This is a genomic window from Synechococcus sp. OH30, assembly GCF_047462175.1.
In the GTDB taxonomy this organism is placed as follows: domain Bacteria; phylum Cyanobacteriota; class Cyanobacteriia; order Thermostichales; family Thermostichaceae; genus Thermostichus.
Window position 1 is genome coordinate 71,316 of the sequence record NZ_JANSIP010000008.1, and the last position, 20,046, is coordinate 91,361.

A 20,046-nucleotide genomic window follows, 5' to 3' on the forward strand; every position below is an offset into this window, starting at 1 on the left:
CGCTTCGGTTAGGATAGTGGAATGCGGTTAACAATTCTCCACACTTCCGATCTCCACGCCAACCTGCACCCTTGGAACTACTTTACCGGGATCCCTGCCGAGCACGGCCTGGCCAAGCTGGCCACTCTGATCAAGCGTGTGCGGGCTGCCAGCGAAGATCCGGTTTTGCTTATCGACAGCGGCGACACCATTCAGGGATCCCCGCTGGGCACCTACTATGCTCAGGTGGAGCGGGTTTCCCCCCACCCCATGGCTTGCGCCCTCAACGCCCTGGGCTATGACGCCTTCACCCCCGGCAACCACGACTTTAACTTCGGGCTCCAGGTCCTGCAGGATTTTGCAAGCGACCTCCGCTGTCCCACCCTCTGCGCTAATATCCTTCGCCACAACGGGGATCCTCTCTTCCAGCCCTACCTCATCCGGGAGGTGGCCGGGCTCCGCGTCGGCCTGGTGGGGCTGACCACTCCCCGCATCGACACCTGGGAGCGTCCTGACTATATCGCAGGGCTGCGCTTTGCCCCCCTGCTGGAAACTGCCCAGCACTATCTGGCCCTGCTGCGGCCCCAGGTGGACGTGCTGGTGCTGATTTTGCACAGCGGCCCCAGCCAATTGCCCCCTCTGCGTACCCCTGAGGGCTGGCTTAGCCTAGATCGCTCCGGCTGGGTCAGCAACAAGAGCTTGGTGGGGGAAAACGAGCTGCTGGCCTTGGCAGAACTCGAGGGCATTGACGTCATTCTCTCCGGCCATACCCACCAAACCATTGCCGGCTTGGGAGGGGCCAAAGCCCTGGTGGTGCAGCCCGGCTACTGGGGTAGCTACCTTTCCCACGTGTCTTTGGAGCTGGAGCGCCACGGCGGACGCTGGCAAGTGATCCGCAAAACCGCCCAGTTGCTGGCTGCGGAAGGGATCCCTCCCGATCCGCAACTCTTGGCCCTCACAGAACCCTATCACCAAGCTACCTTGCGCTACATCCGCCAGCCCATCGGCCACGCCCGTTGTGCCTATCGCGGGGGGCTGGCAGCCCGCTTGGGGGCCAACCCGCTGGCGGAGCTACTGCATCAGGCGCAACTGCAGGCAGTACGGGAGGCCGGCCTTTCGGCGGAGCTCTCCCTAGTCAATATCTGCAGCAATGCTGGGTTAGCGGCAGGCCCCATCTTCCTGCAAGATGCCTATAGCCTCACCGTTTACGACAACACCCTCTGCCTTGTGGAGATCACTGGCGACATCCTGCGGCGGGCCCTCGAGCAGACGGCTGGGTATTTTCGCCAGTTGGATCCCAACCATCTGCCAGAGGATCCTGCCGCCGTCGTGGCCCCCGAAGCCCGAGGCTACACCTTCGACCTCTATCACGGTATCAACTATTGCTTTGATCTCACCCGCCCAGTGGGCGATCGCCTGGTTAGTTTGCAATTTCGCGGCCAGCCGGTGCAACCGGATCAAACCTTTCGCCTGGTAATCAACCACTACCGCGCTGGTGGTGGCGGTGGCTACAGCATGTTCCAGGAAGCCCAAATGCTCTGGATCTCTGCAGAGAGCATCCGCGATTTTCTTGCTCACCACATCCGCACCCATTCCCCCATCCAGCCCATCTACAACTACAACTGGCACCTTATCCCCAACTTGGCTGAGATCTACTTTCCCCAGAGCTTGGACCGGTCTCAGGAGAGGCTGCTGGTGGGCTAAAGCAACTAGGGTCCCAACTGGCCGGCAGGGCAACCGGTAGAATACGATCAGCACAGAGCCTAGTTTGGCTAGCTGCAGCGGTAGTTTTGAGGTGCCAAACTGGGAACGTAATGCCACTGCTAAGTGCTTGTCCTCTTGTTGACCAACTTATGACTGCTGAAGAAAAGCAACCCATGCCTCCAGAAGATACCCACCCTGAGCTCCAGGAAGAAGAGCTCAACGTGGAAGCAGAGCTGGAGAAGCTTATTTTGGAAGACCGTGAAGCAGAAGTCGGCACCCCCGCTGGCGAGACTAGTGCTGAGGCTTCTCCGGATCTCAACGAAACTCTAAAGCAGCTCCAACAGGAGTTGGAAATAACGCGCCAGAAACTGAAGGAGAAAGAAGACTCCTACATTCGCCTTTATGCTGACTTTGAAAACTACCGGAAGCGTACTCAGCGAGAACAGGAGGAGCTCAGCCAAAGAGAACGGCGGAGATTTGTGCTGGAGATCCTGCCTGTTGTAGATAGCTTTGAGCGGGCCCAGCAGCAGCTAAGGATCGAGACTGAGCGCGAGCGGGAACTGCACAACAGCTACCAGAGTGTCTATCGCCTGCTGGTGGAATCTTTGAAAAAAATGGGTGTATCCCGCATGAAGTCAGTGGGCCAGCCCTTCGATCCCAGCCTGCACGAGGCCATAGCCCGCCAACCCAGCAGTGAGTACCCCGAAGATGTGGTAGTGGCCGAGTATCAGCCAGGCTACAAGCTGGGAGATGTGGTGATTCGCCATGCCCTAGTAGCCGTCTCTGCGGGTAGTCCCAGCCCTGAGCCCTCCCCCCCAGACGAGAGGGCCGACGCCCAGCCCGAGGCTGAAGGTAAAACTGCCCCCAATTCGTAGCAAAGCTGCTTTCTGGAACCCTAGACAAGTAGGGTCTACCCGCCTTCCCAAGGCTACAGTAAAGCTAGGGAGGTGAGAGCGCTACCGGAAGGTTTCTGCAGGATGCTGGGCAGAATGCTCTTAGGAGATCCCGGGAATCCATCCTGGGTTGGGATTTGCCACACGGGAAGAGGGGGCCATGGGTAAAGTTATTGGAATTGACCTGGGAACCACCAACAGTTGCGTGGCGGTTTTGGAAGGCGGTAAGCCCATTGTGATCACCAACGCCGAAGGAGGTCGTACCACCCCCAGCATCGTCGGCTTTGCCAAGAACAACGTCCGCTTAGTGGGCCAACTGGCCAAGCGCCAGGCGGTTACCAACGCGGAAAACACCATCTTCAGCATCAAGCGCTTCATTGGCCGTACCTTTGCCGAAACCGAGGAAGAGCGGAAGCGAGTTCCCTACAAGGTCATTCCCGGCCGGGACAACATGGTGGAGGTGGTTGTGCAGGATCGCGCTTACACGCCCCAGGAGATCTCCGCCATGATCCTGCAAAAGCTCAAGGCCGACGCGGAAGCCTATCTGGGGGAGCCGGTGACCCAGGCCGTGATTACTGTTCCCGCTTACTTTACTGATGCTCAGCGCCAGGCTACCAAAGACGCCGGCACTATTGCAGGGCTGGAGGTGCTGCGCATCATCAACGAGCCGACAGCAGCGGCTTTAGCCTACGGGCTAGACAAGCAAGATCAGGATCTGCGCATTCTAGTTTTCGACTTGGGCGGGGGCACCTTTGATGTCTCTGTGTTGCAGGTGGGCGGCGGCGTGTTCGAGGTAAAAGCAACTGCTGGCAACAACCACTTGGGCGGGGATGACTTTGACCAGCGAATTGTGGATTGGCTCATCCGCCAGTTTCTCGAGAAGGAAGGGATCGACCTTTCTCGGGATCGCATGGCCTTGCAGCGGATGCGGGAGGCAGCCGAGAAGGCCAAAATTGAGCTCTCCAGCACCCAGGTTACCCTCATCAACCTGCCCTTTATCACCGCCGACGACTCCGGGCCCAAACACCTGGAAGTGGAGCTGACCCGCGCCAAGTTTGAGGAGTTGGTGCGGGATCTGGTAGAGGCCACCGTAGAGCCTACTTTCCAGGCCCTGCAGGATGCCGGCCTCTCCCCCGAAGACATCGACCGCGTGCTGCTGGTAGGGGGATCCACGCGGATCCCGGCTGTCCAGGAGAAAATTCGGCAAATCTTCAACAAAAATCCCGATCGCTCCGTCAACCCCGACGAGGCAGTGGCCCTTGGCGCTGCCATCCAGGCGGGAGTATTGGGCGGAGAGGTCAAAGACTTGCTGCTGCTGGACGTGATTCCCCTCTCCATTGGCGTGGAAACCCTGGGGGGAGTGTTCACCCGCATCATTGAGCGCAACACCACCATTCCCACTAGCAAAACCCAGATCTTCTCCACTGCTACCGACGGCCAGACGGTAGTGGAAATTCACGTCCTGCAGGGGGAGCGGGCCATGGCCAAGGACAACAAGACCCTGGGCCGTTTCCAGCTGACTGGGATCCCACCAGCTCCCCGCGGGGTGCCGCAGATTGAAGTCTCGTTTGATATCGACGCCAACGGTATCCTCAAGGTCTCGGCCCGCGAGAAGAGAACCGGGATCGAGCAAAGCATCAAGATCACCAACCACGGCGGCCTCAGCAAGAGTGAGATTGAGCGGATGCGCCAGGAGGCCGAACTCTATGCCGAAGAAGATCGCCGCCGGCGCCAGTTGGTGGAAGCCCGCAACCAGGCAGATAGCTTGCTCTACAACTACGAGAAGACGCTGCAGGAGCACGGCAGTCGCCTGAGCGAGAGCCGCCTTCAGCGGGGGGCCCAGGCGGCGGGCACGTTGAGGGCATTGCTGGCAAATGATAACGTAGACTTAGCGACTTTGCAGAAGGCAATGGAAGAGCTAAGGGCAGCTCTCCTAGAGATGGGGAGCGAGATTTACGGTCCTCGCTAAGCGACTTGACAGATTAGCCTGAAGTAAAGTTGCAGTCAGATCTCTGGCCAGCTGTGTTTCCAGCCTAGTTTTCTGAAGCGTTTCTATGGCCCGCGACTACTACGAAATCTTGGGGGTTAGCCGTGGTTGCTCCAAGGAGGAGATCAAGCGCGCCTATCGCCGGCTAGCTCGCAAGTACCACCCTGATGTCAACAAGGAGCCTGGGGCTGAGGATCGCTTCAAAGAGATCAACCGTGCCTATGAGGTGCTCTCCGATGACGAGCTAAGAGCCCGCTACGATCGCTATGGCGAGGCAGGGCTAAGCGGAGCAGCAGCCAGTGGGTTCCAGGATTTCGGTGGCATTAGCAGTTTTGCTGACCTGTTTGAGAGCTTTTTCACCAATTTTGCTGGAGGGGGAGTCGGCTATACCCGTAGCCGCCAAGGGCCCGTACGGGGGGACGATCTGCGCTTTGACCTAAAGTTGGAGTTTCTCGAAGCCATCTTTGGGGGCGAAAAGCAAATTCGCATCAGCCACCTGGAGACCTGTCCTGTCTGCGGGGGCAGCGGCGCTAAACCAGGCATGGGTATGAAAGCCTGTCCCACCTGTGGTGGCATTGGCCAGGTGCGGCGGGCCACCCGCACGCCCTTTGGCAATTTTACCCAGGTTTCAACCTGTCCTACTTGTGGAGGTACCGGCCAGGTGCTGGAGGAGCCCTGCCACCACTGCCATGGGGAGGGGCTGGTCCAGACCACCAAGAAGCTGCGCATCAACATCCCCGCTGGCGTGGACAGCGGCACCCGGCTGCGGGTTGCGGGTGAAGGAGATGCGGGCCGGCGGGGCGGTCCGCCTGGGGATCTCTACGTCTACCTGTTTGTCGAGCCGGACCCCGACTTCCAGCGGGATGGCCTCACCATTTTCTCGGAGGTGCGGGTGAGCTATCTGCAGGCCATCCTGGGAGCCAAAGTCTCCGTGCCTACGGTAGACTCAAAAGCTGGCCTAGAGGAAGAAGCGGAGCTCATTATCCCGCCTGGATCCCAGCCGGGCACGGTGCTAACTTTGGAGGGCAAGGGAGTGCCGCGTCTTGGCAACCCAGCAGTGCGGGGTGACCACAAAATTACGCTGGTGGTGGAGATTCCCACCCGCCTCAGTCCAGAAGAGCGGGAGCTGCTCCTGCGCTTGGCTGAGCTGCAGGGGGAACGCACCAACAAGCGGGATGGCTTCTTGAGCGGACTGTTGCGCGGGCTGGCCCAAATGCCTGGCCACCGGGAGCGGGAGGAAGAATGATGGCAGAAACAGTTCCCCCCCAAGAGGTGAAGTTGGTTTTGGATCAGCGGGGGATCCCCTGCCCGCTCAACTACGTGCGGGCCAAGTTACGCCTAGAACGCATGGCGCCAGGGGAGCTGCTAGAGCTGTGGTTGGATGCAGGGGAGCCCTTGGAGCAAGTGCCCAAAAGTCTGGCGATGGCTGGGCATTCCATTGAAGGGCAACAAGCGGCGCCTGAGGGGCACTACATCCTCTGGGTACGCCGCGGGGACCTGGCATGAGCCACCTGCACCAGAACGGATTGCAACAAGCTGTCCAAAGGGAGAGGCAGGGATCCACCTGTACCGGCTGGGTGCGAGCGGCCCAGGCCAACTTTTATCGCGTGCGCATTGATCCCAAGCTGGCTGCCCTGTTTCCCGAGCTCAAGGCGCATTTCCCGGCTCAGAAGCCCACTCCGGCAGAGCTTCTCTGCACAGCACGGGCCAAGCTCAAAAAATTGGGGCAGCAGGTGATGGTGGGCGACTGGGTGGAGGTTAGCTTGCCGCCAGTTGCCGACTCTCTCTGGCCGGAGCGGGGGGCCATTGAGGCCATTTTGCCGCGACGCACTCAGCTGTCTCGGCCGGCGATTGCCAACGTGACCCAGGTCTTGGTGGTGGTAGCTCTGGTGGATCCAGAGCCTGAGCCCGAGGCGCTCAGTCGCTTACTGGTACAAGCAGAAGCCAGCCATCTGCGGGTTCAGGTGGTGTTCAACAAGAGTGACTGTGTCGAAGCGGCGGTAGCCGAGGAGTGGCAGCAGCGTTTGCAGCGGTGGGGGTATGAGCCTGTGGTGGTCAGCGCCCTTACTGGGGCCGGGCTCCCTGAGCTCTACCACCGTTGTCGGGATCAAATTTCAGTGGTAGTCGGTCCCTCGGGGGTGGGCAAATCCAGCTTGCTCAACCGACTGCTGCCGACTGTTCAGTTGGCTACCCAAGCTGTGTCGGAGAAGTTGCGCCAGGGGCGGCACACCACCCGCCATGTGGAGCTGTTTCCCTTGCCAGAGGGCGGTTGGATTGCCGACTCTCCAGGGTTCAATGCTGGCGAAGAGATCCCACCAGTTTCGCCTCAGCAACTAATACGCTGCTTTCCGGAAGTGAGGGAGCGGCTGGGCACCTGTCAGTTTCGCGATTGCCTGCACGATCGGGAACCGGGCTGTGGGCTGCGGGGGCTAGATTGGGAGCGACGCGCATTCTACCTGCAGCTTTTACACGAACTCCAGGAAGCGCAAGCGGCAAACTTTGCCCCCGCTCGTCCAGAGCCTAAGCGAAGCGGGGAAAGGCACCACCCTCCCTCCCGTAAGCAGAGCCGTCAGGAACTTGACTGGCAGGAGGATTGGCAGCCGCCGTCCGGTTCTTGGCCCTAGTGGATTGCTGCTGCTTGCTGCCTCTGGGGGCGGGATACCCCACCGTATAGACTGCGCTTGGCATGACCCAACTATCTCCTGCAAGCTCAAGGTGTCTGCCTTGCAAGCTGCAAAGCTAGATGCGACCTTAGAGGCTTTTGCCTAGGCCTTGCTTGCGCCAGCGGGACGGAGTCCTTGAGTTTAGAGGGGTAGTTTATGATGGTAGGACCTCCTGTGCCATGCTCCGCCAGAAATAGCTGTCGCCAACCCCAAGGCTTAAAACTCCCGCTGGGCAGCTCTTATGGTTTTCTTGGATCCCCTTGGCCCTGTCGTGCAGGAAATGCTGCAGGGCGGGTACGCAGACCGGGTAAAAAAGCTGGTTTACTTTACTTACACCCGCACTTGGGCAAACGACGCTGGCAAGCTAAGTGAGGAGGAGCTAAGGGCTCTGTTGGAGCAGCTTTGCCGGGAGAGTGCCACCCTTGAGGACTTAGGCCGGCGTTTTCGCGAAGCCATCAGTCGCCTTAACAAGAAGGCCGAATATGCCCGCGTTGCCAAACTCCTGCTGAGCAAGCTCCAGCCCCTCTACCAGTCCTCCCAGTCATCTCAAAGGGATCCCGGCAACCCCTTTCCCTCCTCAGCCAGGGCTCCTTCCCCTGGGGTAGCTCCTCCGCTTGGCCTACCGCTGGGCTACAGCGGCCTGCAACTGCGCAAGCAAGCCTACGATCCCTTTGAAGTGCGGGCTTGGGTGATGCAGCAGACCAGTCCTTTGCGGGCCAAGCTGGTTCTGTTCACGGCTTTGCACCACAAGCTGGAGCCCACAGTGCAAGGGTTGGCAGCCCTGAGGCGCTACAGCCTTGACGAATTGCTCAAGGCCCTCTATGACGCCTGCAGCTCCCCTCAGGAGCTGGAAGGGCGGCTGCAACAGGCAGTGCAGCAGCTCCAGGAGCCTGAGCAAGATGCCCAAGCAGCCAACGCTGTGCTGCAGATACTGCAGCCCCTCTATACCTACGTGCTTCCAGAGGCCGGGGCGGGTGGGGGACTGGCTGCCGAAACCTCCAACGCCAATCTCGACTGGCTAGATGGGGAAAGTGCCGCTGGTGGGGTGGAGGCCAGTCGCATCACCTGGTTAGAGCCAGAAATTCCGGAATGCGAGGAGGGCGAGCCTGAGGTTGCTCCTGTTTCTTCCCTACCTGGCCCTCCTGCCATCGCGGTCCAAGAGCTCCCAGAGCTCTGCCGCCAACTGCTGCAGCGCAGCGCCGGAGCCCTGATGGTTACTCTTGAGAACACCCTGAGCGACTTGGGCAATGCTTTAGACGAAAGCCTACAGGACGGGAATCCAGCCCACTACTTGAACCTCAAACACCAGGTGCTGCGCGGCTTTCTCAAGGAGGTAGAGGGATCCGCCGCCCTTTTCCAAGGGATCCTGAGTAAGCTGGAGCAATCGGAGTGGAGTTTGCTGCGGCCCGCTGGCCAGGGGGGACAGCCAGGGGAGATAGCCAAGATGCCGCTTCAGGTGGGGGGGGATCCCCATGCTGCTCTGCGGCAGGTGCTGGCCACCAGCGAGCTGGCGCGGCAAAAGCCCCAGTTGGAGCAGGAAGTGATGCGCTTGGTGCGGCACAGCATTGGCGCGATCAAAACCGCCATTGAAAATGCCCTGGACGAGCTGGGCCAAGCGTTGGACGAACAGTTCCAGAGCCGTCCTCCAGAAGAAGCCTTAATTCTCAAGTACCAGACCTTGCGCGCCTTTTTGCAGGAAGTCGAGGAGATCTCCAGCAAGTTCGCCGCCTTTCTAGCTCGCCTGGAAGAGGCGGAGCGCCGCCTGTTTGGTCTGGTTTGAAGGCCAAGTTTTCCCCGCCAACGCCAAGAGCCAGAGCCGGACCTCGTTAACGTAAGGTGCGGAATTCCCCACCGTCTATACGGTGGGGATGTATTGCTTCACAATTTCTAGGGAGCAAATCATGCCAAAGCCTAGCCCTTCCCAATACACTTTAGTGACCAGTATTTTGTTACAAACACTACGTGCAAGTGAATTCTAAAAACTGCGTCAGCCTCGCTTCTGAGTCTGCCATTCTCGATGCTACACTTTCTGTGGCTTCGACTAAGTCACAAAAGGTGACTGAAACTGTACTGGTAGTCAGGCGGCAGACCTTTCGGCTGTACCCCAACAAAACCCAAGAGCGGGCTTTGTTGTCTGCTCGCCGTTTGCACTGTTACCTCTACAACGCTTGTGTTGCTCACCGACGCTATGAGTACCGACGCAACCGCCGGACGGTTACTTACCTTGAGCAGCAGAACCTTCTGCCGGAGTTCAAGCAGGCGTGGCCGGAGTTCGCTCAACTCCACGCCCAATCTCTACAAGCTACAGTTAAGCGGGTAGATTTTGCCTATCAGCGTTTCTTCCAAGGGCTAAGCAAAAAGCCCAAGTTCAAGTCGATCAAGCGGTACTCCGGCTGGACCTATCCCAGCACTTCAGGGTGGAAAGTAACCAGCAATGGTAAGCATGGCACTGTTACTCTCAGGGACCTGGGCATTACCCTGAGGATGCGGGGCAAAGCCAGTCACGTTAGCGGGACGGAGTCCTTGGACTGGGGGAAGCCTACCACACTGACTATTGTCTACAAACCAACTTTGCGACAGTGGTATGCTTCCTTCACCGTAGAGGTGGAGGTACCTCGGCCTAGGTTTGGTTCCCGGTCAGATTTGAAGTATGAATCTATCGTTGCCTACGATTTGGGTACCGAAACGGCCATAACCTTATATGACGGGAGTGAGTTCTATGAGGTTGCTAATCCTCGGTTTACGCAGAGGAGTGAGGAGAAAGTTCGCAAGGTTGCCAAGCTCAAACGGCGGAAGCGTGCACCTAGGAAGGGGGTGAAGGCTTCTAGGAGATGGAAGAAAATCAACCGGCTGGAAGCTAAGCTCAAAGCCAAAGTTGCCCGTCAGCGTAAAGACTGGCAACACAAGGTTACCTCAGAGATTGCGCGTCGTTATGACATCGGGGTAACGGAAAAGCTCAACGTCAAGAACATGACCCGTAAAGCTAAGGGTAAAGGGAAGAAGCGCAAGGCCGCACTAAACATCTATTTTGTCGGTGGGGTTTGGTACGCTGAACCAAATGCTGACCTACAAAATTGAGCAGAAGGGTGGTTTGGTCTTGTTTCTTCCCACGCAAACCCTCAAGCCGTCTCAGCGCTGCCCGCAGTGTGGTGCAATTCACAAGGAGTGGGCAGAGCTAAGTAATCGTTACCATGTCTGTTCTGCCTGTGGGTTTGCGATACCGCGGGACAGGGGGACGGTGATGGTACTGTACAACGTTGCTACTAACCAGCAACCGGGGCTGGGAACCAGCCTCGTGAGTCTTGGATGCTTCAGCTCTACTTCACAGACCCGGTACACGGGATTGGACTCCGTCCCGCTGCCGCGAACGATGAAGCAACTGGGGCAGAAGAAGAGACAAAAGCTCTGCTGTCAAGCGGGTGAGGAAACCCCACCCGCCTGCGCGGTGGGGTAGTTCATAATGGCCCCTAGGAGCGGATAACCTTGCCATGGATGCCAAAGATCTGCTCCGGCTATACCGGGCGGGGCGCACTTCCTTCGTAGGCGAGAACCTGGCTGCCCTTGACCTCAGCCGAGCCGACTTGATTGGGATAGACCTCTCCCAGGCTAACCTCCAGGGTGCCACCTTCCTCTTTGCCTACTTGGGGCGGGCCAAGCTGACTAAGGCCAACTTAGTGAGAGCCAACCTCAGTGGAGCCAATCTCAACCAGGCAGACTTGAGCGAGGCAGATCTCAGGGATGCTCAACTGCACGGTGCCACTCTGCAGGGGGCGGACTTGCACAGAGCCAACTTGACGCTGGCCCTATTGATTGACGCCAACCTCATCGATGCAGATCTCCGCTGGGCCGACTTAACCAGTGCTAACCTGGAGGGGGCTTGTCTGCGGGGGGCCAATCTCCGTTTTGAAAGCCGCCGAGGGGCCGTGTTGCGCAGCGCCAATCTTAGCCGCGCTGATCTCAGGGGAGCCAACCTATCGGGCGCAGATTTAACCCGGGCCAATCTCAGCAGGGCCAACCTCAAAGAGGCCAGTCTAGTTGGGGCGCGGTTGCAAGGAGCCAGCCTGCAGCAAGCCTGCTTGCAGGGAGTCATCCTCAGCAATGCCGACCTGAGGGAGGCTCGCTGTCTAGGTGCAGACTTGCAGGGGGCGCAGATGGGAAAGGCCAATTTAAAGGAGGCGCTGCTTAGCCAGGCCAACTTGGCAGAGGCCAACCTCAGCGAGGCAAACCTGACAGGGGCCGATCTTTCCGCCGCCTGTCTGTACTCCGCCAAACTGGCGCGGACGGACCTGAGTCGGGCCAATCTAGCTGGAGCTGATCTGCGGTCTGCTAACCTTGTGGACGCCTACTTGGGCCGCACCAGCCTAGAAAATGCCGATCTCAGCAACGCCATCCTCACCCGCGCCGATCTAAGCACAGCCAACCTCAGCGGGGCCAATTTGCGGGGAGCTACGCTTCCCGATGGGCGAACTGGCTGAGGCGGGGATCCACCCCGTAAAAGGTGAGGTTTTCCGCTGTCTGAGGAGCACTGCAACCGCTACTCTACAGGGGGAGGGTGGAAGCAGAGGGAGCCGTGAAGAGCCGCCGATTTCTGTCCCTGCTGGATGCCCTTTGGGCCGAGCTGCCTTTGCCAGAATGGTTGCCGGGGGCGGGGGAGCGCGCTTGGCAGCAGGCAGTGGCTGCGCTGCTGCGGCTGTGGCAGGAGGTGGGTCAATTTGGCGTGGTTATTGGCGGGCCGGTACCCTGGTGGCCTCCCTGGGTAAGCGGGGATCCGCCGCCTGTGGACGCCGTGCAGTACCGCCCCCGCCAGCCGGCGCGGGAGGCGCCCTGGCTGTTTACTCCGGATTTGTCGCCTGAGTCCATCCTAGCCCCCGGCCAGACAGTGATCCCCCTGCTGCGCCCCGACCCGCTGGCGGAGGAGCTATTTCTACTGCTGCTCACTCCTGTTTTTGCCGTGATAGTTGCCCAGGGGTACCATCCCCACACCCGGCAAAGGGGAATGATGCTCTCTTTTGAGCCGGAGGTGGTGCAGCGGGCCTGGCAGAACCTGGAAGAGCGAGTGCACCAGGGCAGGCCCGATCGGCTAGCTGCTTGGAGGGATCTAGCTATCCACTATCCCCTGAGAAAGCCCCATGGGCGGGTGCTGGCCCGCTTTAGCAGCTTCCTCCTACTGGGTTCCCTAGCTGAGACGGGATCCCCCCCTGCCTGCCTGCCCCCCGCTAGGGCAGAAAAGGAGCCTGCCCCTAGGCCTTCTCCGCCACCAGCCACGGCCAAGAGGCCAACCCCTGCGTCTTCCTCTTCCGCTGCCTCGCCACGGCTCGAGTCCCCTGCCCGCGGCCCCTCCTCCACCCCCCAAGCCGAGCCAGAGCAAGCGGGTAGCCTTTCAGAGGCAGAGCTCTTGCGGGCCCTCATCCACGAGATCCAGACGCCCCTCTGTACCATTCGCACCTTGGTCAGCCTCATCCTAAAGCAGCGCGACCTGCCACCACGGGTGCGGGAATACGTGGAGAAGATTGACCGCGAGTGCACCGAGCAGATCAACCGTTTTGGACTGTTTTTCCAGGCCACAGAAACGGTCATGCCCACTGCCCCTCCGGGCGAGGGACGGCGGTTGCACCTGGAGCCAATTGCCCTGGTGGATCTAGTGCGGCAAAACCTACCCCGCTGGCAAGACCAGGTAGAGCGACGGGGATCCCGCCTGGAGCTGGAGATCCCTGATGAGCTACCCGATGTAGTTAGCGATCCCAAAGCCCTGGAGGCCGTGCTATTTGGCATTGTCGACCGCCTGGCCCGGAGCACCCCTGCCGGCAGCCACATCCGCGCCCAATTGCTTAGCGCTGGCGAGCTGGTTAAGCTGCAGTTTCAGGTGAACACCCCAGAGGGGAGCGACAGCCCCAGCTCGGAACTCAAGTCCCCTCAAGCAATTGGCCAGTTGCTGGTGGTGCAGCCAGATACAGGCGCTATTAGCCTTAGCCTGCCAGTAGCCCAAACCCTGTTCCGAGCCTTGGGGGGCTACCTAACTGTGCGCCATCGGGCTCGCCAAGGGGAAATCCTCAATATCTACTTACCCCGCCAGCTCTAGTTTGGATCCCAGCTCCAAGGAGATAGGGCTAGGATCATTGAGGTGCCCCAGGAGAGTCAAGAGAGGGGATCCATGCCGAGAGGGAAAAAAGTTGCCGAACCCCACCCAGAGCCCGAGCCTGTCTGTGGGGCCAGGGCTGCGAGGCCGGGGGAGAGGGTCACGCTGCCTGCCCAGCAGCTTTCCACCCTCATCCACCAGATGCGCAACCCAATCGCGACCTTGAATATGCTGGCCAAGCTGCTGCAAAAGCGCCTGCCCCCTGAAGATCGCAACCACTGGATTGGGCTCAGTATCGAGAAAGAGTGTAAGCGCCTGCAAGAGTTACTGGGCGAGTTCGAGCGCTTGGATGGAGCTCCAGCCCCCCTGCAACTCCGGCCCCTTGCCCTGGGCGAGCTGCTCCAGGAGTGGATCCCCCTCTACCAAGCCCTCGCAGAAACCCAAGGGCATCGCTTCCAGGCCATTCTGCCCTCCTGGCTGCCCCAGGTTCAGACAGATCCCCGTGCCCTCCGCCAGGTGTTGGACAACTTAATTGACAACGCTTGTAAATATACCCCTCCCCCTGGCAACATCCAGCTTAGGGTGGAGCTTAGCCCTGCAGAGGCAGCGGAAAATGCAAGCGGCTTCCCTCGGCAGGAGGTGTGGATTGCTGTCTGCGACAACGGCCCTGGCATCCACCCCGAGAACCTGGAGCGGATCTTCGATCCGTTTTTTCGTGCCGATCTCTCCAAGCCGGGGCAGGGGCTGGGGCTGGCCATCAGCCGCAACTTGGCCGCCCAAATGGGAGGGAATCTCCAGGTGGAAAGCTCCCCCCAGGGCTCCTGCTTCCGCCTTAGCTTGCCTACGGTCCAGTAGGACTTGCCTCCCAACCAAAGTTTTGCAAGCTACCTAGGAGCTGCCCTATGGCCTCTTCCGCCAACACCAAACCCGAAACTGCTGCTAGGCCAGTGGCCCGCATTCTGCTAGTCGATGATGAGCCAGGCCTACGGGAAGCAGTGCAAGCCTACCTTGAGGAGAGTGGCTTTGAGGTGATCCCGGCTGCCAATGCCCAGCAGGCCCTGCAACTGCTCAGCACGGCCCAGCCCCAGCTAATTATCTCCGACATCATGATGCCGGGCATGGACGGCTACCAATTTTTGGCCCAATTGCGAAAACTCGAGCCCTACAGTCATCTGCCGGTGGTGTTCCTCACCGCCAAAGGGATGACCGCCGACCGCATCCAGGGCTACCGGGCCGGCGTCGATGCCTATTTGCCCAAGCCCTTCGATCCGGAGGAGCTGGTGGCCATCGTCTCCAATCTCATTGAGCGCTCCCGCGCGGCCAGCCCTTCGGAGGTGGTTGCCCGCGAGCTGGCCTCGATTCGCGCCCTGCTGTCGGAGCGCACCCTTGCTGCTGCCCCTCCCCCCCAGCCCGCTGCCCCCAACCCCTTGCCTCCACCCATCAAGGTGGAGCTGACGCCGCGGGAACAGCAGGTGTTGGAGAAGGTGGCGGAGGGGCTGATGAACAAAGAGATTGCCAAACAACTGCAAACCAGCGTGCGCAACGTGGAAAAATACGTCACCCGCCTCCTCAACAAAACGGGCACCAGCAGCCGCACCGAGCTGGTGCGCTACGCCCTCACCTACGGCCTGATCCGGTTGTAGCCCTCACCCCTGGCCCCTCTCCCTTTGGGAGAGGGGAGAAGGATCTTACGGCTGTGGCTTGGGCGGAACGGTAACCAGCAGCTCCAGCCCAAAGGCGTGCTCCCCGGCGGGGTAGCTGGTGATCCCCACCCCATCGATGCGGGTCAGCAGCTCGCGGGCTTCTGGCTCTACGCTGGCCAGCCCACCCGGCAAGGCGGCTTCTAGAACCGTGCGGAGGCCTCGCCAATTCAGCAAAAAGTAGCCATAGTTGGGCTTGGGCAACTGGTTGTAGAGGGTTTTCAGCGGCTCGGTTTGAGGAAGCAGATGGCCCTGGCGTTGGGCAAGGCTTTGCAGTGCCGCCGTGCTGGTGGTAACCATCAGGTAGTTGCCTTCCCAGGCACGGGTTAGAAGCGGACGGTTAAACAAGGGATCCGCCCAGCTCACCTGGCCGCCGGCTTCTGTTACCTGGGCGCCGGACTCTTGGGCCAGCCGATCCAACTGGGCCAGAGCCGCGTTGGCCTTGTCTTTTTGGCTGCTCTCGATGATCAAAGCCGCCCCCATCCCTTGCAAAAGGGGATGGGCCTGCTCATCGGGCGCTACCAACAAGGCCATCTCCCCGTCCAGCCAAGCCATTAGGTCTCGATCCAAATCCAGGCGGGTGTTGGCGCGGAACTCGGACCGCAACTCATCCAGGAACTCTTTGGCCTGGGGATCCTTTTCCAGCTCCGCCACAGCCGCTTGCCAGCGTTGGGCAACCTGCTGGGTGGTGACTACCAGCAGGGCATTGCCGGGCAACCGCTGGATCAGCTCGCCCCGGGCCGGCTGCCACCTGCGCAGCAGGGGAGTTTGGGGATCCAGTTGGGTGAGTAGGCGCATCTGCAGGCCCTGCTCCCGCCAGTGGGCAGCCATAGCCAAAGAGCGCAGCGGCTGCAGGAATCCCAGCTCCACTGGATCCCAGTCCCGCGTCCAATCTCGGAAAGACTCGGGATCCTCCTGCAAAGCCTGGAAGTTGAAGTAGGCAAAAGCCAAGGTGCCCGGCTTCTGGTAGAGATCGCCCACGGCAGTGCGGAAGCCTTCGGCGCGGCTAATGGGCTCCGTCTCGCCGCGATAGACAGCAATCGCCTGCTCCATCACCTTGGGGTCGTTGGCCAGGGCCACGAAGCGGTTGCCAAACTCGGCCGTCACCCACCGTTCGCCCGGCTCTCCATTGGTTTGCACGTGGAGAGTTACCCCTTGCTCCTGGCGCTGCTCGAAGTTGGCCCCCTCCGCCTCTGCCTGTTGCCGCACTTGGGCCAGGAATTGCCTGGACAGATCGGCGTTGCGGGTGCTGGCTCCAAACAGGATCCCGGGCACCGGCTCCGCAGCCCCCGGCACTAGATTGGGGATCACCACCGCCAGCGTGAATTGATCCCTGGCCCAGGCCTGGATTTCCTCCCGGGAGAACTCCTGGCCGGCGCTAGCCCAAGCTTTGTCTGTCCAGCTCTCCCACTGAGCCAAAAGGTCAGGGTGGGTGCGCAGCGCCTCTTCTGGTTTGGTAGAAAAGGCCAGCACTAAGGGTGCTGACTGGGGCACCAGCGCCGTCTCCGGCAGGACATCGCCGGGCAACTGCACCTGGGGTGCCCTAAGCTGGCAGGAGCCCAAAAGCCAAGAGCTCCCCACTGCCATCAACGTGAGGGAGAGCGGACGCGACCGAGGAGGGAGGAGGACCTGCATACCACACCTGCAACGAGCCGTCCTCTTGAGCATAAGCGATGAACTCGAAGGCTGTCTGTGATCCCAGGCCCGTCCATGGAAATTAGTTGGATCGGGCGCGGGCAACCAGCTTATCCACGTATTCATTCCAGCGCAGACCTCGATGAGCCGGGAGCCAGACCACCCGCACCTGAGGGCATTGCTGTTTTAGTTGATGCAGCTCTTGCACCAGATCCAAGTTTTCCACCGGTCCGGTGCGCCGCCGCCACCCCTGGGCTGCCCAGCGCTCCATCCAATCGTTGTAGGTCTGCACACAGAGATGGGAGTCGCTGTAGATGGTGTCCATGCGGTTGTCCGGGGTATCGCGGCAGTATTGCAAGGCCCGAATGAGACCGGTCAATTCCATGCGGTTGTTGGTGCTGGCGGGATCCCGTCCCCAAAACTCTTCCACAATCTGGTTATCTTGAACCACCACCACCGCCCATCCCCCAGGTCCAGGGTTGGGAGAACATCCTCCATCGGTAAAAATGCCACTGCGGGGGCAATCCGCCAGCCGTCGCGCTACTTGGCGGTTGCCTAGGTGTGAGCTTTTGGCCATGATGGAATCCCTAACCGACAGCAGAAGCTACATTCTATCCTCCAGCTATTGAGTGTGGATGGCCCTGGAAAAGTATGCTTTCGCGCTACCCGCAGCATAAACTTGTAGAGGTACGAGAAGCCAAGTTGTCTGCCCAAAAAGCGCGAATAAAAACCCCCAGAAAAGCTGGGGGAGGAGTGGTGTGTTGAGGTGATGATTACTTGCATGATATCTCCTATAGCGGGTGGGGAGCCACAAATAGCAGGCAATCTGAGAAAGTGCAAGACACGAGCAATCCGGAGGGTAGAGAAGCCTCAGCTTTTATGCGCCCGCTGCCGACACGAGGGATGGTGTCAGGCCCAGATGGGCGTAAAGGCGGGAAAAGTCAAAGTTTGCTGACATGAGCTCCTGGATACAGCGGACTTTGACCTCTTCATGCAGGCGGATCCGGCCGAAAGCCCGCTCGATGCGGTTAATGGTGGTGAAGGTGTCCAAATCCACCGAGAGGATCGGTACTTCCAGCTCTTCTGCTCGAGACTGAATGCGGGGATCCAAAGGCAGCTTGCCGGTCAAGATGAGGCAGAGGGTGGAAGTTTCTAGGGCAGCCAGTTGAATGTCGGTGCGATCTCCACCCGTGATCACCGCCTTGTGCTCCAGCTTGCGGAAGTACTTCAAGGCGGAGTTGACGTTCATTGCTCCTACGGCAATGTTTTCAACCATTAAGTCCATCCGATCCGGGCAGCAGAGCACCTCCGCCTCCAATTGCCGCGCCAGTTCCCCGACGCTGATGCTGCGCAAAATGCGGTGGGAAGGCAAGATGCCCAAGACTGGGATCCCTTGGGCCTCGAGGAAGGGTCGAACGATGGTCTCTGCCGGCTCCATCTGGTCGGGCGGCACATCGTTGAGCAGCACGCCAGCCAGATGGGATCCCAGTTGGCGATGGGCAAAAAGGAGGACCTCAACAGCGAAGGGGGAATGATAGCGGTTGATTAGCAGCACCGGGGCACCTAGGGCTTGGGCCATTCTGGCCAAGGAGAGGCCGAACAGCTCTCCTTCGTAGAGATCGGCGGGGCCCTCTAGCAGGATTAAATCCGCAGACGATTCCGCGGCAAACTCCAGCAGAGGGGCAACCGAGCAGGTTGGCGCCAGCTGATTCCTTGAAAACTGCTGGATGTGGTCCAGCAAAGCCTCCTTGTCAAGCTGGAGGAGGAGGGGAGGCATCTGGTTTATCGCCAGCCCCAGACTCTCAGCCACAAAGTGCATATCTGGATCCATCCCTCCCCGGGAGCCATCCTCCCTAGCCCACGATCCAATTGGCTTGCCGTAGGTCACTTTCACCCCCTGCCGCTGCAGGTGCTTGCCCAAACCCAAGATGGCTGCTGACTTGCCGCTGTAGGGCTCGGTAGAACCAATTAAAAGGAACTTGGACACGGATGGCTCCTAGAACGCCAGAGACAGAAAACCCCGATCCCCAGTCTAACGAAGACTGCTTTAACTAACCGATTAAGATTGCCTCTTCGGGGTAGGTCACTAACTGACGGGGCTGCTGCTGGGCCAAAGCTAGGACAATTGTCAGGGCCCCCAGCCGGCCCCAGAACATCACCAAAACAATGATGAGCTGGCCAAACCAGTTGAGGCTGCTGGTAAACCCCACCGAAAGGCCACAGGTGGCAAAGGCAGAGATCACCTCAAAGAGCACTGGAGCCAGCTCGCTATGGCTATGGGTAATCAGAATCAGCCACGCTGCCAACAGCACGACAAACAGGGAAACCGTCAGCACTGCTGCCGCTTTGCGCACCATTGAGGGATCCAAACTGCGCCCGGCAATCTGGGCGCTGGGCAGGCCGCGGGCATAGCCCCACAGAGCCAGCACCAACACCGCCAAGGTGCCGGTGGTCATGCCACCTCCCATGGAAGCCGGAGCTGCCCCAACAAACATGAGCGCCATCAGCAACAACTGACTGGCTGGGGTCAGATCCTCAATGGGGATCCCGGCAAAGCCGGCAGTGCGGGCCGAAACCGACTGAAAAAACGTCAGGCCCAAGCGACGGGGCCAGCTTACCTCCAGCAGCGACCCGCCGGGCAAGCTTTCGGCCAAGAACATGCCCAGGCCGCCCGCGCAGAGCAAGACCACCACCACAACCAGAGTGATGCGGGTGTGCAGGGAGGGGCGGTGGCCCCGCGGCCAGGTCAACAAATCCGACAACACGGGGATGCCCAGACCGCCAATAAAAATGAGAGTGCCCAAGATCGCTAGCGACAGGCCATCGGTAGGGATCCCCTCCTGCCCAAATAGGTCAAACCCGGCGTTGCAAAAAGCGGAGACGGCGTGAAAAATGGCCAGAAAAACCGCCCGACCTGGCCCGTAGAGATCCCGCCAATGCACCCAGAGCAGCAGGGCCCCCCCTAGCTCGATGAGGGTGACTCCAATCAGAACCCGCCGCGTCAATTCCAGAATCGCCCCCGGGTCGATGAGGCCTAGGGAGTTGCACAGGGCTAGGCGGTTGAGCAGAGAAATGCGCCGCCCAAGCAGTTGAAAGACCACCACCGCTAGCACCATGAAGCCCACGCCGCCAATTTGGATGAGGAGCAGCAACAGGATCTGGCCCAAGAAAGTGAGATCCTCTGCTGCCACAATTGTCGAGAGTCCCGTTACGCTTAGGGCCGATGTGGCTGTAAACAGGGCCTCACTCCAGCTCAAAGGCTCCTCGCGCCCGATCCCTGGCAGCTTCAGCAGCAAAGTCCCCACCACCACCAGCAGGCCCAGTCCCACCACCAGCCGTGAGGGCGGTGGTAGCGGCCGACGCCTGTCCCCCACCAGGAGCCGATGCCAGCGGTTCGCTGCAACTGCAG

The 20,046-nt window shown here is 59.9% G+C and carries 17 protein-coding genes; 13 read left to right on the plus strand and 4 right to left on the minus strand.

Annotation, left to right across the window (positions count from 1 at the left end):
- Positions 1-21: 21 nt before the first annotated feature.
- The 13 genes from NW830_RS09765 (at position 22) to NW830_RS09825 (ending at position 14,945) form a co-directional block, all read left to right on the plus strand.
- On the plus strand, positions 22-1,683 hold the full coding sequence (locus NW830_RS09765) for a bifunctional metallophosphatase/5'-nucleotidase (RefSeq protein WP_414362455.1): 1,662 nt from the start codon (positions 22-24) through the stop codon (positions 1,681-1,683).
- Positions 1,684-1,832: 149 nt separating this feature from the next.
- Entirely contained in the window at positions 1,833-2,558 is a 726-nt protein-coding gene (gene grpE / locus NW830_RS09770; protein ID WP_414404680.1) for a nucleotide exchange factor GrpE, read from the plus strand.
- Between the two features lie 178 nt (positions 2,559-2,736).
- Positions 2,737-4,545 (plus strand): molecular chaperone DnaK, encoded by a 1,809-nt coding sequence (gene dnaK, locus NW830_RS09775; RefSeq protein ID WP_414362453.1) that lies wholly within the window; start codon positions 2,737-2,739, stop codon positions 4,543-4,545.
- 85 nt (positions 4,546-4,630) lie between these two features.
- On the plus strand, positions 4,631-5,809 hold the full coding sequence (gene dnaJ / locus NW830_RS09780) for a molecular chaperone DnaJ (protein WP_414362452.1): 1,179 nt from the start codon (positions 4,631-4,633) through the stop codon (positions 5,807-5,809).
- Positions 5,806-6,069: a sulfurtransferase TusA family protein gene (locus NW830_RS09785; protein ID WP_414404681.1), complete on the plus strand. Its 264-nt coding sequence runs from the start codon at positions 5,806-5,808 to the stop codon at positions 6,067-6,069. The genes dnaJ and NW830_RS09785 overlap by 4 nt, the downstream gene beginning before the upstream one ends.
- Positions 6,066-7,187 carry a ribosome small subunit-dependent GTPase A gene (rsgA, locus tag NW830_RS09790; RefSeq protein ID WP_414362450.1) on the plus strand — a complete coding sequence of 374 codons (1,122 nt, stop codon included), beginning with the start codon at positions 6,066-6,068 and terminating at the stop codon, positions 7,185-7,187. Before NW830_RS09785 ends, rsgA begins: the two co-directional genes overlap by 4 nt.
- 280 nt (positions 7,188-7,467) lie before the next feature.
- Positions 7,468-9,006: a hypothetical protein gene (locus tag NW830_RS09795; protein ID WP_414362449.1), complete on the plus strand. Its 1,539-nt coding sequence runs from the start codon at positions 7,468-7,470 to the stop codon at positions 9,004-9,006.
- Positions 9,007-9,188: 182 nt separating this feature from the next.
- Positions 9,189-10,304, plus strand: coding sequence for an RNA-guided endonuclease InsQ/TnpB family protein (locus NW830_RS09800; protein ID WP_414404682.1), 1,116 nt, complete (start codon positions 9,189-9,191; stop codon positions 10,302-10,304).
- A complete protein-coding gene (locus NW830_RS09805) occupies positions 10,285-10,680 on the plus strand; it encodes a zinc ribbon domain-containing protein (protein ID WP_414404683.1) in 396 nt (131 codons plus the stop codon). The genes NW830_RS09800 and NW830_RS09805 overlap by 20 nt, the downstream gene beginning before the upstream one ends.
- A gap of 34 nt (positions 10,681-10,714) precedes the next feature.
- Complete coding sequence (locus NW830_RS09810) at positions 10,715-11,701, plus strand: pentapeptide repeat-containing protein (RefSeq protein WP_414362816.1); 987 nt, start codon at positions 10,715-10,717, stop codon at positions 11,699-11,701.
- Positions 11,702-11,796: 95 nt separating this feature from the next.
- Positions 11,797-13,305, plus strand: a complete 1,509-nt coding sequence (locus NW830_RS09815) for a sensor histidine kinase (RefSeq protein ID WP_414362817.1) — start codon at positions 11,797-11,799, stop codon at positions 13,303-13,305.
- 72 nt (positions 13,306-13,377) lie between these two features.
- Positions 13,378-14,157, plus strand: a complete 780-nt coding sequence (locus NW830_RS09820; protein ID WP_414362818.1) for a sensor histidine kinase — start codon at positions 13,378-13,380, stop codon at positions 14,155-14,157.
- A gap of 47 nt (positions 14,158-14,204) precedes the next feature.
- A complete protein-coding gene (locus tag NW830_RS09825; protein WP_414362819.1) occupies positions 14,205-14,945 on the plus strand; it encodes a response regulator in 741 nt (246 codons plus the stop codon).
- A 45-nt stretch (positions 14,946-14,990) separates the two neighbouring features.
- Here NW830_RS09825 and NW830_RS09830 read toward each other — a convergent pair whose 3' ends face one another.
- The 4 genes from NW830_RS09830 to NW830_RS09845 form a co-directional block, all read right to left on the minus strand.
- Entirely contained in the window at positions 14,991-16,637 is a 1,647-nt protein-coding gene (locus NW830_RS09830) for a DUF3352 domain-containing protein (RefSeq protein WP_414362820.1), read from the minus strand.
- Positions 16,638-16,719: 82 nt separating this feature from the next.
- Positions 16,720-17,214 carry a ribonuclease H family protein gene (locus tag NW830_RS09835; RefSeq protein WP_414362821.1) on the minus strand — a complete coding sequence of 165 codons (495 nt, stop codon included), beginning with the start codon at positions 17,212-17,214 and terminating at the stop codon, positions 16,720-16,722.
- 300 nt (positions 17,215-17,514) lie between these two features.
- Complete coding sequence (locus NW830_RS09840) at positions 17,515-18,624, minus strand: phosphotransacetylase family protein (RefSeq protein ID WP_414362823.1); 1,110 nt, start codon at positions 18,622-18,624, stop codon at positions 17,515-17,517.
- A 64-nt stretch (positions 18,625-18,688) separates the two neighbouring features.
- Positions 18,689-20,011 carry a TrkH family potassium uptake protein gene (locus NW830_RS09845; protein ID WP_414362824.1) on the minus strand — a complete coding sequence of 441 codons (1,323 nt, stop codon included), beginning with the start codon at positions 20,009-20,011 and terminating at the stop codon, positions 18,689-18,691.
- Between the last annotated feature and the right edge of the window lie 35 nt (positions 20,012-20,046).

Bases quoted from the DNA above. Each gene is read 5' to 3' on its own strand.
- NW830_RS09765 (WP_414362455.1), top strand. From the start codon at position 22: ATGCGGTTAACAATTCTCCACACTTCCGATCTCCACGCCAACCTGCAC.
- grpE (WP_414404680.1), top strand. From the start codon at position 1,833: ATGACTGCTGAAGAAAAGCAACCCATGCCTCCAGAAGATACCCACCCT.
- dnaK (WP_414362453.1), top strand. From the start codon at position 2,737: ATGGGTAAAGTTATTGGAATTGACCTGGGAACCACCAACAGTTGCGTG.
- dnaJ (WP_414362452.1), top strand. From the start codon at position 4,631: ATGGCCCGCGACTACTACGAAATCTTGGGGGTTAGCCGTGGTTGCTCC.
- NW830_RS09785 (WP_414404681.1), top strand. From the start codon at position 5,806: ATGATGGCAGAAACAGTTCCCCCCCAAGAGGTGAAGTTGGTTTTGGAT.
- rsgA (WP_414362450.1), top strand. From the start codon at position 6,066: ATGAGCCACCTGCACCAGAACGGATTGCAACAAGCTGTCCAAAGGGAG.
- NW830_RS09795 (WP_414362449.1), top strand. From the start codon at position 7,468: ATGGTTTTCTTGGATCCCCTTGGCCCTGTCGTGCAGGAAATGCTGCAG.
- NW830_RS09805 (WP_414404683.1), top strand. From the start codon at position 10,285: ATGCTGACCTACAAAATTGAGCAGAAGGGTGGTTTGGTCTTGTTTCTT.
- NW830_RS09810 (WP_414362816.1), top strand. From the start codon at position 10,715: ATGGATGCCAAAGATCTGCTCCGGCTATACCGGGCGGGGCGCACTTCC.
- NW830_RS09820 (WP_414362818.1), top strand. From the start codon at position 13,378: ATGCCGAGAGGGAAAAAAGTTGCCGAACCCCACCCAGAGCCCGAGCCT.
- NW830_RS09825 (WP_414362819.1), top strand. From the start codon at position 14,205: ATGGCCTCTTCCGCCAACACCAAACCCGAAACTGCTGCTAGGCCAGTG.
- NW830_RS09830 (WP_414362820.1), bottom strand. From the start codon at position 16,637: ATGCAGGTCCTCCTCCCTCCTCGGTCGCGTCCGCTCTCCCTCACGTTG.
- NW830_RS09835 (WP_414362821.1), bottom strand. From the start codon at position 17,214: ATGGCCAAAAGCTCACACCTAGGCAACCGCCAAGTAGCGCGACGGCTG.